Here is a 16,527-nt window from a genome sequence, read left to right as displayed (position 1 = left end):
GTTCCCCCCCAGAGATCGGGGGAGGGGGAACCACATTCTTACTATTCCACTGGATTAAGGATTTTGCACCAAATTTGGTTGTGCCAAAATCTGAGCTTCCGGAATAAAATCAACTACACGAGGGCTTGTTGCAGGAACTGTTAGTAAAGGATTTGCTCCTCTATCGTGTGTTCCTGGGTACCTGCGATCTAATGTTAAACCATTTCTGAAAATATCATAACGACGATGAGCTTCATAAGCAAGTTCCAATCGACGTTCGTCAAGCACAATCTCCAACAAAGTTTTACCAGCAGGAACTGCATCGTAGGTATCAATATTTGCACGATCTCTGATAACATTAATATCTTCTAACGCACCCGATGTATTTCCAGTTTTAGCACGTGCTTCAGCACGATTCAAATACATCTCTGCCAAACGTGAAATAACTGGCGAGAACAATTGTGGTTGACCTTCCTGGTTTGAACATTTTATTACAAAATATTTAGGATATCCTTGTCTTACAGGCATTTTTCTAGTTAATCTCACATAAGTTTTTCCACTGATATTCTCACCTTCTGTTATGAAATACTTAGTGTTCCCATTTACTATTTCACTTGAAACAGTCTTTGTTCCATTGTAATCATATTCCCAAGTGCCACCATTATTTGTAACAGCATACATTTGAAACATTTTAGAACCTACCGGAGATGCTTTATCGTAAGAGTAAGTAATCTCATACTCGTCACCATCTTCATATTGAGGGTCAATGAATTTATGTCTTCTATCTGAAGGATTTTGATCAAGTAAATCTCTATATGACTCAGAAGCATACATTTCACCCCAACCTACACCATCAATTGTAGCATACATACCACCAAAAGCATACCAACCATAATCATCTTCATCTTTCAATGCTCTACACGCAAATATGATCTCAGAATTCTTTTCTGGTACCATAGTTGGGAAAGTTTCATAATCTGAACCCGTTAACAATGAAAAATTCTTTGAATCAATTACTTTAGTTGCATATTCTTCTGCTTTTACATTATCCTCCATATATAAATATACTCTAGACAATAAAGCATTGGCAGCTTGTTCTGATGCATAAATATTATATTCAGAATCAACTCTCTTAAATTCACTCATCAGTTCAGCTGCTTTTAACAAATCAGCCAAAATCTGATCATAAACCTCCTTAACTGTCGCACGAGGAGGTAAATTATCTGCATCAGGCTCAGCATCTAAAATAATTGGAACCCCCAAATTTTGGCTTGGATTTTGAGCATAAGGACGACCCCAGATATTTACTAAATTAAAATAAAAGAAAGCACGTAAATAATGCATTTCACCAATAACGTGATTCAAACGAGGCGTACCAGTTTCTGCTTTATCGATTACTTTATTCGCATTTACAATCCCTTTATAGCAACCAGACCATAAACTATTCAGATGGCCATTAGTTGGCGTATGTTGATAATTGTACATGTAAAATAAATGATCCGTTGTTGACCCACTCAATGCAATATTGTCACCTCCAAATTCGCCATGGAAATGGTAAGGACGCATAAATTCATTCTTTTTCAATAGTGCGTATGTACCTAAAGCTGCAGCTTCAATACCTAATTCATCCGCAAATACCTTATCATCTGACAAGTCCTGAAATGGTTCTCTTTCGATATCACAAGAGCTTATAGAAAGCGCTAATAGAATCGCAATAAAAGAATATATATTTTTCATTTTCATCTTTTTATACATTAATAATTTTCACTTACTAAAAGCCCACTTTTACACCTATCATAATTTTCTTTGACATAGGATATAAAGCACCATGGGTATTATCATAACCTGTAGCTCCAATTTCAGGATCCATACCTGACCAATCTGTTAGTGTAATCAAGTTATCACCACTTACGTAAACTGAAGCATTAGAAATCTTAAGTACGTCTAATACATTTTTAGGAAGGTTATATGCCAAGGTTACATTACGTAAACGGATATAACTTGCATCTTCTAAATAACGTGATGAATTTTTATTGGCATTAACCCCACCATTAAATGATTTTGGATGAGTCGCAACATCTCCTGGTTTTTCCCAACGATTCCAGCCATCATGCAAATTCATGCTATTAAAAGAGGCGTAAGAACCATCACTGTCAAACAATTCTCTGTTACTGTTGTATCTATGAATCCCCTCAACAAAACTAATGTTTGCCGATAAAGTGAAATCATCGAAAGTAAATTTATTAAGAATCCCTCCTGTATAAGTTGGAGTACCTTTAGTTCCGGTAAACTGCAAGGTTGCTTCACTATAATCTGAAGTTAAACTAACAGTTTTTGTGCCATCTTCATTTTCAGTAACTTTTTCCCAAAGAGGTTCACCATTTGCTGGATTTGCTCCATACCATATACGTTGATATTGTGCATCCATATCATGACCTTTTTCGATTCTGGTATTACCACTAGTATAAGCTTTATCTTCGTATATCTCCTCAACTCTATTTTTATTGTAGGCAAGGTTAAAAGTCATATCCCACTTAAATCTGGAAGTTTTTATAATTTCAGGAGAAACTGACAGCTCATATCCTTTATTGGTAACTCGTCCAACATTCATCCAAATGCCGTTATATCCAGTTAAAGCAGGAAGTGGTACATAAGTTAACAAGTTGTCACTATTTTTATAGTATAGATCTAAGTTGATGCTAACACGATCGAATAATCTTGTGTTAATCGCTGTATTGTAGCTGGTTACCTTTTCCCAACTAATATCAGGATTCCCTTTTTGATAAGGTGTAGCAGCACTACTTCCATTATACTGATCTACAAAAGCGTAGTAACCAAGATATTGAAATCCTCCTGGTGCATTACCTACCTGCCCCATACTAGCTGACCACTTTAATGTGTTTAACCATTCTACCCCTTTCAGGAATTCTTCGCTATGTGCATTCCAACCCAAACTAGCTGACCAGAAATTACCATATTGTTTGTTTGGACCGAAACTACTTGAACCTTGTCTGCTAAATGAAGCGGTAGCCAAGTAACGATCATCATAGGCATATTGTAGATTCACAAGCATACTCTGTTTTGCACTTTCCCATTTTGCTCCACCTACACTAGCCGCTTCAGCTGTAGTATTAAGTGCAGTAAGACCTGCAGCAATACCCTTACCTTTAGCGTTGGCGTTGTCTGAATGATAATCCGTATATTCCCAAGCTACAAACGCATTCAGTGCATGCAGACCAATAGTCTTAGTAAAACGAAGCATTTGGTTGGTAAAACGAGTACGGCTAAAACTATAACTTTCATATAAAGTTCCTTTATCCGCCTGTCCACCTATAGAACGAGGATCTGTATACCATTCTGAGTGGCCATTATTAATGGCAATGTTATTCATGGAAGAAAAAGTCAACCAATCATTAATTTTATAATCAAAGCCAATATTTGCACGAAGATTGTTGCTACGCGAATTTCCATAATTGTATTGCAAATCATATAGGTAGTTATTTTCATCTCTACCATACCAAACTTTATCATTTGCACTTAGATATTCTTTTCCACTATCCACTCTTGGATCTAAAACAGTGCCATCAGGCAAATAGGCTTCATCCCATGGCATGTACGTAAACATAGCATAAGTAGAATGCTGCTGATCTTCTGTTGTACTATAATCACCTGATAAATTTAATTTTATCTTAAGACGATCTGTTGCATTAATATCAAGGTTTGCAATAGCAGAATAACGTTCATATTCGTACCCTTTTAATGCACCTGACTCATTATAATAAGTACCAGACAAATAAGACGTAATCTTTTCATTTCCACCAGAATAATTCACATTGTATTCTTGTGCCTTTCCTGTTTGGGTAGCAATATCCATCCAATCCGTATCAGTATTTAAAACATCCTCAGTTACATTAGGATTCCATGTTTTTTGATAATCATATAATTCCTGAGAATTCATTACAGAAAAATTTCCGGTATTAAATGTCGTGAATCCATAAGTGGCATTGACATTTATCTTGGACTCACCTTTTTTCGCTCTCTTGGTTTGCAATAAAATCACACCATTTGCAGCCAAAGACCCATACAAGGCTGTTGCTGAAGCATCTTTCAAGATAGTCATACTCTCTATATCTGCAGGACTAAATCCAGGGTCTGAATTACCCATGATAATACCATCAACTACCCAAAGAGGAGCTGTTGTACCTGACAAAGAGCCTTTCCCACGAATTGTAATCTCTGTACTCGCACCAGGTCTTCCACTTCGTGACGATGCGTTTACCCCAGCAACTTTTCCTTGAAGCATAGAAGCTACATTCGATACAAAAACATCTTTTAGATCATCACTATCCAATGCTACTGCTGAACCTGTTAAGTTTGATTTTTTTGTTGTACCGTATGCCACAACCATTACCTCATCCAAATCACTTGTAGAAGTATTCAAACTAACATTAATTGTAGACCTGCCATTAACTGGAACCTCTACAGATTCATAACCAATAAATGAAAAAACTAAAACAGCATTGACTTGATCAACTTTCAATGTATAATCACCATCAAGGTTAGTTGAAGCTCCTTGGCTTGTCCCTTTAACAATGATACTAACTCCCGGTAACGATTCCTTAGTCTCTCCATCTAATACTTTCCCTCTTACTTCCAAAGATTGAGCACTAGCAATAGCTGTAAAAAACAACATGAAAGCAAACAAACCTATTGCTTTTTGTATGCTAGGAATACTTCTCCCTATTTTATTTTTTAAATTGTTTCGAAAATCAATCCATTTTTCGCAAATATTTCATAATCATTACTATAAATCTTAACTAGATAAATAAACTAGTATATATGATGTTCTTAATTGTTACACAACTCCTTCATTAATACTTAAGCATACCATCTTCAAATACTTCCAATTCCGACATATGCGTACATGTACCTGTACGGCTTCTTGTATTCAAAATTCTGATTCGGAAATATTTTGATGTGTAGTTCTTGTCAAGCGTAATGACATTTACATCTGGTCGTACAAGTGCATCAATAATTTCATCAGATTCCCATACAGTTGTAAAATTCACCCCATCATTACTCGTTTGTACATCAAACTGACCTGAATCATTTCCATTTTTACTAGTAAAGCGAGTCATAAAGGTAAAACCACCAATACTCTTTTCTTCAGCAAAATTAATTTGAATATGAGCTGGTAATGTTGCACCAGCAACCGACCATGCTGAGTGCCAGTATGTACCAGGATCACTATCAATCAGCCCTTCTTTTGGCCCTTCAGAAGGTTCCTGCACATGCGTCTCAATCATATCCGTAGTTAAGGCATGGTAAGTCTTCCCTGCTTTAGAAGTAAAAGAAATAGTTTCTCCATAAGCCGTACCTGCCGCATTCGATGCATAAGCTCTGGCTTTATAAGCCGTTTTAATAGATAATCCCTCTAGAGTAACTGAATAATCCCAATCCGCCTCTAAAATACCATCTCGTGTAAATTCACCAGCTGCTGTAAAATTGTCTTCTATAGTTGGCTCAGCATCACCAGCAGCCCAACAAATTCCCATAGCAAGAATTTTTGATCCTCCGTTTGATGTAACAATCCCGCTCACAACAGCATCCTCTCCTGTTATGTTGGAAACTTCTCCTGTGCTTGTCTCAGGTAAGCTTACCGTCTCATCTTTCTCACAGCCAGTAGTAAAAGCAATTGCAACCATCGCAAATAATAAAAATGAAATCTGGCTAAGATTCACTTTTAAAAATTTCCGATAATTACTACTTTCAATCTTTGTTGTTTTCATAAAAAATTAGGTTTTATGGTTATTAAAATGACTTTCCCCTATTTGATATCTATGGTAACATATTTAAACATTAACATTTGCATACTTAAAAGATTCAAGCCTTAATTTTTCATTTTTATTCGGTTACTGTAATAACTAATAATTGAGAAACAAGAACCAGAGCAGTACTTAATACGCGACTAAGATTTTTGCACATTTTCTTCATGTTTTTCATTCGTATTTTTTCCTTGACTAGATTAGTTATTAATCGGGTCTTTCTTTGGTCTATGTGTTTAGCGCCAAATCATGCTTTAGACATTAATCAATCCAAATTTGAAAAATGCTTGTTTGTTTATGGGGTAAATATTCTGCGATTGAGTGGAGATTTTATAATATCCATCGTTTGCATTTTTTTTCATTATAAATTTTAAACTGTTTTTAAAAGTGCAAACACCCTATTTTTAAGGTATTATAGAAGGGTTAGGAACTTAGTATATCATGAAGTAAAAAATCAATATTTCCACCTGATCATGGACTGGTGGACGTTTTAAGCAAATACGAGTGTTTTTTCAGCATTCACTTATTATTTAAGCAACTGTGCTATTATAAATTCCATTTTAAGCGTACATTGTAATACTTTTTAAAAGTCTGTAAAAAAAGTGTGCAAGATAGTTTGACAGGCTTTATTTGGATACGTATTTTTGATAATTCCTGAAGAACGAGAAAGATTGACTATGTGCCGAATCAATAAATACAATTCTATCATTTTAGTATTGGTGTTGCTACTAACATCAACTACTTTATTTGCCGACGAAACTACCAACTTTATTCATCTGCAAGCGAAGAACAATGGACAACAAACCAATGCAACTAATGTAGTTGAAGATTCCAAAGGATATCTGTTTATCGAATCATATGTTGGGCTTTTAAAATATGATGGATATGATTTCAAACTTATTCCTCAATCCAAAATATTTAGTCAAAAGGCTTATTCAAGCTCCCTGCTTAAATTATTAAAGCAAAAAGATCAAACCATTTGGGCCATATCTCGCAAAGGCGATATCTCAAAATTATTGCCATCTGGTAAATTTCAAGAGTATGCCTCTGTAATAAGTAACCCTAACGAAGATTTTCAGTTTGAGTCAACAAATATTAGCGATACAATAATTTGGATGGGATCAAACAATGGATTGGTTATTGGTCAATCAACCAGAACAAAAAAAATAATCAAATTCGATACTCAATCGAACGAAAATATTACGTCCATTTCTCAGGATAACAGAAATACCATTTGGTTTGGGACAAGCAAAGGACGAATATTTAAGGGCAACATTAGAACTAAAGATTTGCAAGAAATCAAAGGCCCTTTTAATAATCCCTTTAACACAATCGTACTAAGTACCGATAACTACAATAATCTGTGGATTGGTACGGAATTACATGGTTTATTTCACTATGATACAAAGACCAATAAATATGAGGACTACAAAGAAAAGGGCTTAAAACTTAACTTTGTCCCCTCCAATATGATTATTCGAGTTTTTAAGGATAGCAATGGTTTAATTTGGATGGGAACCGATGGTGGCGGACTTTATAAAATTGATCCTAAAACCAAACAAGTAAAACGCTATACTCAACAAAAAACCAACCCTTTCTCTCTGCAAAGCAAAACAGTAATAGGAATTGGTGAAACCAACAACAAAGACATTTGGGTGTTTACCAATTACGGTAATATTAATATCATTCCTAACGAGTCAAACACTGTTGGCTATCATTGTGGCAGCATAGATGGATCGCCAACCCGAATTTTGTCGGTACTTAAAGCTAAAAATGGAAACTTATGGTTGGGCACGGATGGAGAAGGATTAAGCCGAATCAATGCCAACGGAAATGCTACTCACCAGTACATTGCAAACACGAGTTCTTCCAGAGGAATTCCAGGAAACTATATCCAAGCCATCGCTGAGGATAAGAATGGAAATTTATGGATAGGAACCTATTTAAATGGTTTGGCTTTTTTCAATAAAAACACCAACAAATTTACCCGAATAAAAACTGCTAACCAATATGGACAAGTTGGAACTGATATTCGTTCCATATACATCGATAAAAAAAATAGGATTTGGACAGGCAGTAACATTGGAATTTTTGTTTTTAACGACAAACAGCAACAAATCGCTTATTTCCAGTATAACAATCAGGACTTACAAGGAAGTATTGCAGAATTCTTTATTGAGGATGAAATTGGACAATTCTGGATTGGAATGTTTAATGGAGGTATTTGTTTGATGGACGAGTCCACTAACCTACAAAACTCCAGATTCATCACTTACAAATTATCACCCTCAAACAATATAACGGAAAGTAGTGTTTTGCATGGTGTATCCGATCAATGTGGATTCTTGTACTTGATTAATGGCTACTCAAAATTGGTAACGTTCGATATTCACAAAAAAGAAGTAGTACCTATTAAAGGTTTTTCCAATGACCAAATACATGGTTGCCTTGCAATTATTTCGAGCGACAAGCATAACATTTGGCTTTCAAAAAATAATGGGATTTCTCACCTTGATTTACAATCGAACGAAGAATATTTTTATACCTGGAAAAATGGCATTATTAAAGGCAAATTCCTTACTGGAAGTGCTTTTAAAGATCCCGAAGGGATCATTTACTTTGGTGGAATTGAAGGAGTCAATTACTTCAATCCGAACGATATGCAAACGCAGAAAAAAGATTTAAATCTATACATCAATCATCTAGAGATTGTAAACAGAAATGCAGAAGAAATCATTCCTGAACAAGTTGTCAATGGAATAGAGCAAACCAAAAAATTACAATTCAATTACAAACAAACTTCGTTCTCGTTTCAGTTTTCGGTAATTGATGATCATCTTGGTCCAAACTATACTTATGCTTATCGCCTAAAGGGATTTAACGACAATTGGATAACAACAAGTGAAAACAGAGTAGCCACCTATACAAATATTCCTTATGGAGACTATACTTTTGAAGTAAAAGCAGGAACAAAACCTAACGATTGGAACATCTCTGCCAAATCAATTGATATCGAAATTCTTCCTCCTCTCTGGAAAAGATGGTGGGCTTACACAATTTATTTCCTTCTACTTTTTGTAATCAGCTTTTTCATCATCAGGTATTACATTATGTGGGTTAAGCTAAAGCAAAAACTATTGGTGGAAGAGCTTCAGAATGAAAAGAACAAGGAACTATATGCAATGAAAATGAATTTCTTCGCTAAAATGTCGCACGAAATTCAAACCCCATTAACACTAATACTGTCTCCAATTGACAATATGATTGAACGAGCGGAAGGAAATCTACTGCTATCACAACGTTTACAGGTAATTAAAAACAATGCGACTCGCCTCTCGAGAATAGCCATGGAATTAATGACCATTCGAAACAAAGAAATGGGAAAACTTACAATTCGTGCCAGTGAAGACAATGTGGTAAACCATTTGAATAAAGTTGCTCTATCGTTCATGGAGCAGGCACGTTTTAAGCATATTGATTTAATTCTGGAATGCGAATCGAAAAAAATCATGCTTTGGTATGATCATCATAAACTGGAGCATATTATTTACAACCTATTGGCCAACGCCTTTAAGTTTACACCACGCGATGGTAAAATCACGCTAGAAATTAAAGAGGATATCGACAGCAATAAGGTTTACATAAAAGTTACTGATACTGGAATTGGAATTCCAAAGCATGATTTGGAGAATATCTTTAATCTGTTCTATCAATCGCAAGATGGTAAAAGCGTAGGAGGAACAGGCATTGGTTTAGCACTTACCAAGGAGCTTATTCTACTGCACAAAGGTGAAATAAAAGTAGAATCTGAAATTAATAAAGGAACCATATTCACCATTGCATTGCCTATGGGAAATAAACATTTCACTAAGGAAGAAATTATCATTCAAGATATTGTACAAACTAAAGTTGAAGAGGCAAAAAGTATTACAGAACCTAAAGAAGAACAGCTTGAACCATCGATAGATGAGAATAAAAGAAACTTGTTAATTGTGGAAGACAATTTTGAAATGCTAATGTTTTTAGAGGATAGTTTTAAAGCTCATTATAATGTAATTACTGCTCAAAATGGTCAGGAAGCATTGGATAAAGCTACTTCTCTTAAAACTGATATTATCCTTAGTGATGTAATGATGCCAATTATGGATGGTGTTACTCTTTGCAAACTTTTAAAAGAAAAAAGAAGTACCAGACATATTCCAATTATTTTGCTTACAACTAAAAATGCGACAGCATCAAAATTGGAAGGATTACAATTTGGCGCAATAGAATACCTTAACAAGCCTTTTAATATAAAAGAGCTATTGCTTAAAGTGAATAATATTCTGGAAGCTCAACAAAGATTAATTGAGCAATACAGAGCCGAAATATTAACTGAAAGTAAAGAAATTGAAGTTAAATCACCTGATGAAAAGTTTATTGAATCGGTAATCATGGAAATGGAACGAAATTTCGATAACCCTGATTTTCGTCTTGAAGATTTGGCTGAACCATTAAATATGAGTTACTCAAATATTTACAGAAAATTCCAGGCTCTTACCGATAAAACTTTGGTTGATTTCATGCGATCATTCCGTTTGAAAAAGGCAATCCCTTTGCTTGTAAAACACAACTTCACCATTTCCGAAATCGCATTTCAAATTGGCTTTAACGATCCGAAATATTTTTCGAAGTGCTTTAAAAAAGAGTATGGTGTAACTCCAAAGCAATACAAGCAACAGAACAATTCAACAACTGACAATATCATTGAAAATTAGCAATGACGATATTAAAAAAATATAAATTCCTTCTTTTTATTCTAACTGCTTTTCTTTTTGCGTTTGTATTTACAGCAAGCCTTAAAGGAATCGATAAGTACACATCAAATGATCAGTACTGCATTTCGTGTCATGTTCATACCCATGCGGATAACAGCTGGAAACAGGCAAGTCATTACAATAACAAAAGTGGTGTAGTGGTGCACTGTGTTGACTGTCACCTCCCTCCAAAAGATCATATGAATTATTGGCCCGAAAAAATCAAAGCTGCATCCAAAGATTTGTATTCCTTTTACTTTACCGATCACTCAAAAATCGATTGGGAAGAGAAATCCATGGTAAAACATGCCAAGAATCATACTTACAATGAATCTTGCATCAACTGTCATGACAATTTGTTTCCATTGCATCTTTCAAAAAAGGGTGACAAGGCGCATCTATATTACAAGAATAATCAAGATAAACTGGATTGTATCAACTGTCATTTAGATGTAGGACATGGGGGCAAGAAAATGCACAAGCCCAACATAGCATTCCTGCAAAAAGATAAAATAACTGAAGTATTTAAAGAGGCCACAAACATTTCAAACTTTGAGGATTTTACCGAACAAATTCCCGGTACTGATGTATCTTTTGATTTAATTGCCATTCCAAAAACAGACACGATTGCTCCATTCTTTATGGGCAAAATTGAAGTATCGTGGAATGAGTACAAAACATTCCTTGAAGAAACAGAATCGGAAGGTAGAATTATTGAAAATAAAGAAGATGTTGATGCCATTAGCGGCGCAACTCCACCTTTTGGCGATCCATCGCAAGGTTGGGGAATGGGTACCAGACCTGCCATTACAATGACATGGCATGCTGCCAACACCTATTGCAAATGGCTTTCGCAAAAAACCAGCAAAACTTATCGTTTGCCAACGAAAGAAGAATGGATTCATGCCTGTAAAGCCAATAGCACGGAAGATTTTTTCTTTGGAGGCAAAGTAAAAGATTATAAAAAAAGCAAGTTCCCTATGAGCTTATTCCGATCTCCCAATGAAAAAATCAATGAATATGTGACCTGGTCGGAGAACGGCAATGAAAGAACAGCTCTCCCAGATCAGGTAAAACCCAATCCTTTTGGGCTAATCAACATGCTAGGCAACGTTAAGGAATTTTGCTCTGATGAGATCCATATCAATGGCACAAAAGAACATGTTATCATGGGTGGATCATTTAATAGTAAAATAGAAGATTTGCTATACCATAAAGTCGATCATACACAGCATGAGGCCTGGATGATTACAGATCCACAAATTCCAAAAAGCATTTGGTGGTATTCAGATTGTACCGATGTTGGATTCAGAGTAGTTTGTGAATTTCCTAAAAAACAAAGCAAGAGAAATGAATAAATCATACGAACAAAGTCGCAGAAAATTTATCCGTAATGCCGCAGCTGCAGGTATAATTGGTGCTGTTGGTTTCAATAGCCTTTTTACATCTTGCAATAATAGCAAACAAAGAGAATATGATTTTCCACCTATGCTGCCAACTGCCCTGATGGTCCACTTTTAAAAGCTGGAGTTGTTGGCTGTGGATATCGTGGAACGGGTGCCGCCCTTAACTTTTTAAATGCAGGCCCCAACCTGGAAATTGCAGCCTTGGCAGATGTTTTTCAGGATCGTGTTGATGCGTGTAGAAAGCAAATAAAGGAAAAGAAAGGTATTGATGTATCACCTGACAAATGCTTTGTTGGTATCGATTCTTTTGAAAAATTAATGGAATGCGACTTAGATGTAGTGATTTTAGCAACTCCCCCTCACTTTAGACCACAACATTTCGAGGCTTGTGTTAAGGCAAAAAAACATGTATTCATGGAAAAGCCTATCGCAGTAGATCCAGTTGGCGTTCGATCGGTAATGGTTTCGGCGGAAAAAGCTAAAATGCTTGGTCTATCCGTTGTCACAGGTACAATCAAGCGCCATCAGCAAGACTATATAGAAACCTTTAAGCAGGTAAATAAAGGTGCAATTGGAGAAATTGTCTCAGCAAATAGTTATTACAATGTTGGGAAACTTTGGCATCGAAACCCAAGAGCCGATTGGTCAGAACTGGAAAATATGATTCGAAATTGGGTGAACTGGTGCTGGCTTTCGGGCGATCACATCGTGGAACAGCATGTTCACAACCTCGACACGGTAAATTGGTTTGTTGGCAAACATCCTGAAAAAGCATTGGGTTTTGGGGCTCGTCATCAAAGAATCACAGGCGATCAGTACGACATGTTTAGTGTGGATTTTGTTTACGATAAGGACATACATTATCACAGCATGTGCCGACAAATTAATGATTGTTCCAATTCAGTTTCCGATCGAATTCAAGGAAGCAAAGGATTCACCAATTGCGAGAATAGCATTTTTGATTTAGATGGATCCATAAAATGGACATTCGAATATCCGAAAAAAGGAACAGGCAAAAACATCAGCCGATTGCAAACCAATCCTTTCGATCAGGAGCATATCGATTTGGTAACTTCTATTCGAACCAACCAGGCAATTAACGAAGCATTTCAAATTGCAGAATCTACTAACAGGAATTATGGGAAGAGTTTCGGCCTATACAGGCAAGGAGGTTACCTGGGATGAGATGATGAATTCTGATTTGTACCTAGGACCAAAAACCTATGCAATTGGCCCGGTGGATATCCTAAAAGAGGTTCCTAAACCTGGAAAAGCTCCAGCTATTTAATTCGAATTAGCACAGTACATAAAAAACGTGCTTATGTTTTTGTAAAAACTACACTACGTTTTATACAAAACGTGCTTACGAAAATAAAAAACGTAAGCACGTTTTTTTTTATCCTAAAAGCACAACTGTATATTAACAATTTACAACCATGTTGTCTTATGATCTTTTATTCGCTCAACACTTCTGTTAATTTGCAATTCACAGGCTTAGATCTTGGAATTTTTAATGCCTTAAATTTTCTGAGCCCTACAACTCCGGATTACAAATCAGGGGTAGCAAAAAACCCAAAGGTCAGATGAACATCCTCACTTTGGGTTTTAAAATATATCTTAAAACAAGCTATTCTTTAATTTCCGTTGATTTATCGTCTGACCAAGGAACCAACTTCGATTGATAGTAATTGATATCCTGAAACTCGAATCTTGTTTTTTGTTTTCCCAATCGAACTTTGTACTCATCCCACGAATTGTCTTTGTCTGGCGACCACCCCAATTCTGCATAGCCCAATAAACGAGGAAAAGTAAGATATTCAATATCATCCATAGTTTCTATGGTTTCAGCCCAAAGAGGAGCTTCTATACCAATAATATCTTCTTTGTAGATTCCTTCAACATTCCCTTCTAAAGTCCAATTGTAAGCTTTGTCAACCTCAAGATAACCTGCCCAATGCAAACCTAGTGGAGAAATCGAATCGTATTGCATATCCATGTACGCAAGATTTGCTGGCGACATCAATATTTTAACATTTTGCTTAACGGCTTTTAAAGCGTTTGTAGGTTTGGTTTGCCAAAACTGTGCAACAGCACTTTTATCAAGTTCTGCAGCGGCAATATCAGCCCATCCCATTACTTTTTTATTGTGTGACAGTACAATCTTCTGAACCCTCTCTATAAATTTGATATAGTCATCCTTTTGGGTTGCATTCGACTCATCGCCTCCAATATGAATGTATTCGCCTGGAGTTAGGGTTGCCAGTTCACGAATTACGTCATCAATAAATTTGTATGTAATTTCTTTATTGGTTGCCAAAGTACTAAAACCAACACGTGTTCCAGTATATTCTTTTTGAGCCTTTCCATCCGCATTCAATTCTGCATAAGAGGCTAAAGCAGCATTGGTATGTCCTGGCATATCAATCTCCGGAACAATGGTAATAAATCGATCTGCTGCATATTGCACAATCTCTTTGTATTGTTCTTGAGTATAAAAACCACCTTCTCCTCCGCCAACTTCGGTTTTTCCCCCAATTTCGGTAAGCTTAGGCCACGATTTTATTTCAATTCTCCATCCCTGATCATCTGTCAGATGCAAATGCAATACATTCATTTTATAGGCTGCCAAATAATCGATGTATTGCTTTACTTCATCAACATCGAAGAAATGACGAACCACATCCAACATGGCTCCTCGATATCCATATTGTGGATAATCTTCTATATTTCCACTTGCAATTAACCAAGGTCCTTCTTGCTTCTCCTTGGCTTCAATTTTTGCTGGCAACAACTGACGAATGGTCTGAATTCCTCTATACAATCCTTCTGCCTTATAAGCTTGCAAAGAGATTTTGCGTGGATCAATCGTCAAATTGTATCCTTCCTTACCTAATTTTTCAAACTTATCATCAAGAATTAAGGAAATGCCTCGACTACCTAGTGGCGTTTTCAATTCTTTTATCTTTGGTTGAAATCCTGTTGCAGGTGCAATCAATTCCACCAAATGATTTGCAATTTTCTTTGCTTCCTGGTTTCCTGTTTGGATATGAATTTGAGTATGCTTGGTCCATTCAAAAGAACTTCCTGTTGCTTCTAATTTTACAGGTTTCGGAATCAAGTTTTCTTTCGCTAAATCCATTGGAACCGGCTCTTTACAAGATGTAAATACTAAAACGGCAAAAAGCACAAATAATAAAGGTTTTAGTTTAGTCATCGCTGTGTATTTTGATTAGTTTTTGTTGATTCAAATCATGATATGATTTTCTCATCGTTCCAAATTAGGGCAGCTGCTCCTAATATTGCAGCGTCATCGCCCAATTGAGAAGGCAACAACTTCACCTTGTCCTTGTATAGGAACAACATATTCTCATCCATAGCTTCTTTCACAGGATCGAATAACAAGTCACCTGCCTTGGCAAGTCCTCCAAACAAGAAAATAGCCTCTGGAGCTGTTACTGATGCCACATTGGCCAAAGCCTCTCCAAGCATTTTTCCAGTATATTTAAATGTTTCCAATGCTACAGAATCACCTTGATTAGCCGCTTCAGCAACCATTTTAGCATTCAAATTATTAAAAGGAACATCACGCAAAGTACTATCTCCTAAATGCTTTGCCAATAATTTGTATACAGATCTTTTTACACCTGTTGCCGATACGTAAGTTTCCAAACATCCTTTTCTTCCACAAGCACAATCTCTTCCTCCAGGACGAACAATAATGTGTCCTACTTCTCCAGCAAAACCTTCGTATCCATAAAGTAAATCGCCATTAACCACAATACCACTTCCCAAACCCGTTCCCAGAGTAATAACCATGAAATCAGACATATTTTTGGCGCCACCAAAAATTCTTTCTCCTAATGCAGCAGCATTAGCATCATTGGTAACTTTTACCGGAACATTTAATTTCTCATTTACCATTTTTGCAATTGGCAATGTACCTTTCCATCTTAGGTTAGCAGCATTTTCGATTGTTCCAGCTCTATAACTACCATTCGGAGCTCCAATTCCAACACCAACAATAGTCACTTCTTTATTGGAATTTTCAATCGAAGACTTAATTGCAGAAATCAAATCCTCAATATAATCTTCAAAATTCTCTTTGATTTGCGTTGGTATACTTCCGTTTGCTATTGTGTTACCTTTAGAATCGATACATCCATATACTGTATTCGTTCCACCTATGTCTATTCCAATTGCTATTTCAGTCATTTAGTTATATTTTCTTTCGGCCAATGGGCCAATTAATTATTCCAGGCAAAGAATTCCAAAAGTTGAAGGAATGTGAAAGTCTGGCTGCTCTGAATTAGTTTCACCCGAGAAATCCACCTAAAACCTGATTCAATATTTTAGTCTGGTAAATTTGTGCAAAATCCACGATACAATCCAGTTTCGCTTCAATTTTCTTTTACCCAAAAACATCTTTCAATGATTAAGAACCTATTGCTTGAATTAGATATTAGTTCCTAATAAAAAAAATGGACCGAAGGGCCTAAACCCTCCGATCCTATGGTATTTGTG

General features: G+C 36.1%; 9 protein-coding genes and 1 pseudogene. 5 read left to right on the top strand and 5 right to left on the bottom strand.

From position 1 onward, the window contains the following. Nucleotides 1-54: 54 nt before the first annotated feature. From JCM15579_RS03770 to JCM15579_RS03760, 3 genes are all read right to left on the bottom strand, one after another. Nucleotides 55-1,716: a RagB/SusD family nutrient uptake outer membrane protein gene (locus tag JCM15579_RS03770; RefSeq protein ID WP_054716415.1), complete on the bottom strand. Its 1,662-nt coding sequence runs from the start codon at nt 1,714-1,716 to the stop codon at nt 55-57. A 34-nt stretch (nt 1,717-1,750) separates the two neighbouring features. Next, entirely contained in the window at nt 1,751-4,684 is a 2,934-nt protein-coding gene (locus tag JCM15579_RS03765; protein ID WP_157471319.1) for a SusC/RagA family TonB-linked outer membrane protein, read from the bottom strand. 166 nt (nt 4,685-4,850) lie between these two features. Next, on the bottom strand, nt 4,851-5,768 hold the full coding sequence (locus JCM15579_RS03760) for a discoidin domain-containing protein (protein ID WP_054715952.1): 918 nt from the start codon (nt 5,766-5,768) through the stop codon (nt 4,851-4,853). Nucleotides 5,769-6,481: 713 nt separating this feature from the next. On the opposite strand from JCM15579_RS03760, the gene JCM15579_RS03755 reads away from it, so the two are divergent. The 5 genes and pseudogenes from JCM15579_RS03755 (at nt 6,482) to JCM15579_RS20145 (ending at nt 13,294) form a co-directional block, all read left to right on the top strand. Next, on the top strand, nt 6,482-10,561 hold the full coding sequence (locus JCM15579_RS03755; RefSeq protein ID WP_054715949.1) for a hybrid sensor histidine kinase/response regulator transcription factor: 4,080 nt from the start codon (nt 6,482-6,484) through the stop codon (nt 10,559-10,561). Nucleotides 10,562-10,563: 2 nt separating this feature from the next. Continuing rightward, nucleotides 10,564-11,958, top strand: coding sequence for a NapC/NirT family cytochrome c (locus JCM15579_RS03750; RefSeq protein ID WP_054715944.1), 1,395 nt, complete (start codon nt 10,564-10,566; stop codon nt 11,956-11,958). Then, the gene (locus tag JCM15579_RS20150) at nt 11,951-12,121 is read left to right on the top strand and encodes a twin-arginine translocation signal domain-containing protein (RefSeq protein WP_157471317.1); all 171 of its coding nucleotides are present in this window, start codon (nt 11,951-11,953) and stop codon (nt 12,119-12,121) included. The genes JCM15579_RS03750 and JCM15579_RS20150 overlap by 8 nt, the downstream gene beginning before the upstream one ends. 11 nt (nt 12,122-12,132) lie before the next feature. Next, nucleotides 12,133-13,191 (top strand): annotated as a pseudogene (locus JCM15579_RS03745) (Gfo/Idh/MocA family protein); the annotation flags it as partial. Next, nucleotides 13,145-13,294, top strand: coding sequence for a hypothetical protein (locus JCM15579_RS20145; protein ID WP_157471315.1), 150 nt, complete (start codon nt 13,145-13,147; stop codon nt 13,292-13,294). The pseudogene JCM15579_RS03745 and the gene JCM15579_RS20145, both read left to right, overlap by 47 nt. A 339-nt stretch (nt 13,295-13,633) precedes the next feature. On the opposite strand, the gene JCM15579_RS03740 is transcribed toward JCM15579_RS20145, so the two are convergent. Both JCM15579_RS03740 and JCM15579_RS03735 read right to left on the bottom strand, forming a co-directional pair. Next, entirely contained in the window at nt 13,634-15,220 is a 1,587-nt protein-coding gene (locus tag JCM15579_RS03740; RefSeq protein WP_054715938.1) for a beta-N-acetylhexosaminidase, read from the bottom strand. Between the two features lie 35 nt (nt 15,221-15,255). Beyond that, the gene (locus JCM15579_RS03735) at nt 15,256-16,218 is read right to left on the bottom strand and encodes an ROK family protein (protein ID WP_054715935.1); all 963 of its coding nucleotides are present in this window, start codon (nt 16,216-16,218) and stop codon (nt 15,256-15,258) included. Nucleotides 16,219-16,527: the final 309 nt, after the last annotated feature.

Source organism: Marinifilum fragile JCM 15579, from assembly GCF_001310955.1.
In the GTDB taxonomy this organism is placed as follows: Bacteria; Bacteroidota; Bacteroidia; order Bacteroidales; family Marinifilaceae; genus Marinifilum; species Marinifilum fragile.
The sequence above is the reverse complement of the archived record's forward strand: the minus strand, read 5'-3'. Positions and strand labels throughout refer to the sequence as shown.

Bases quoted from the DNA above. Each gene is read 5' to 3' on its own strand.
- JCM15579_RS03770 (WP_054716415.1), bottom strand. From the start codon at position 1,716: ATGAAAAATATATATTCTTTTATTGCGATTCTATTAGCGCTTTCTATA.
- JCM15579_RS03760 (WP_054715952.1), bottom strand. From the start codon at position 5,768: ATGAAAACAACAAAGATTGAAAGTAGTAATTATCGGAAATTTTTAAAA.
- JCM15579_RS03755 (WP_054715949.1), top strand. From the start codon at position 6,482: ATGTGCCGAATCAATAAATACAATTCTATCATTTTAGTATTGGTGTTG.
- JCM15579_RS03750 (WP_054715944.1), top strand. From the start codon at position 10,564: ATGACGATATTAAAAAAATATAAATTCCTTCTTTTTATTCTAACTGCT.
- JCM15579_RS20150 (WP_157471317.1), top strand. From the start codon at position 11,951: ATGAATAAATCATACGAACAAAGTCGCAGAAAATTTATCCGTAATGCC.
- JCM15579_RS20145 (WP_157471315.1), top strand. From the start codon at position 13,145: ATGGGAAGAGTTTCGGCCTATACAGGCAAGGAGGTTACCTGGGATGAG.
- JCM15579_RS03740 (WP_054715938.1), bottom strand. From the start codon at position 15,220: ATGACTAAACTAAAACCTTTATTATTTGTGCTTTTTGCCGTTTTAGTA.
- JCM15579_RS03735 (WP_054715935.1), bottom strand. From the start codon at position 16,218: ATGACTGAAATAGCAATTGGAATAGACATAGGTGGAACGAATACAGTA.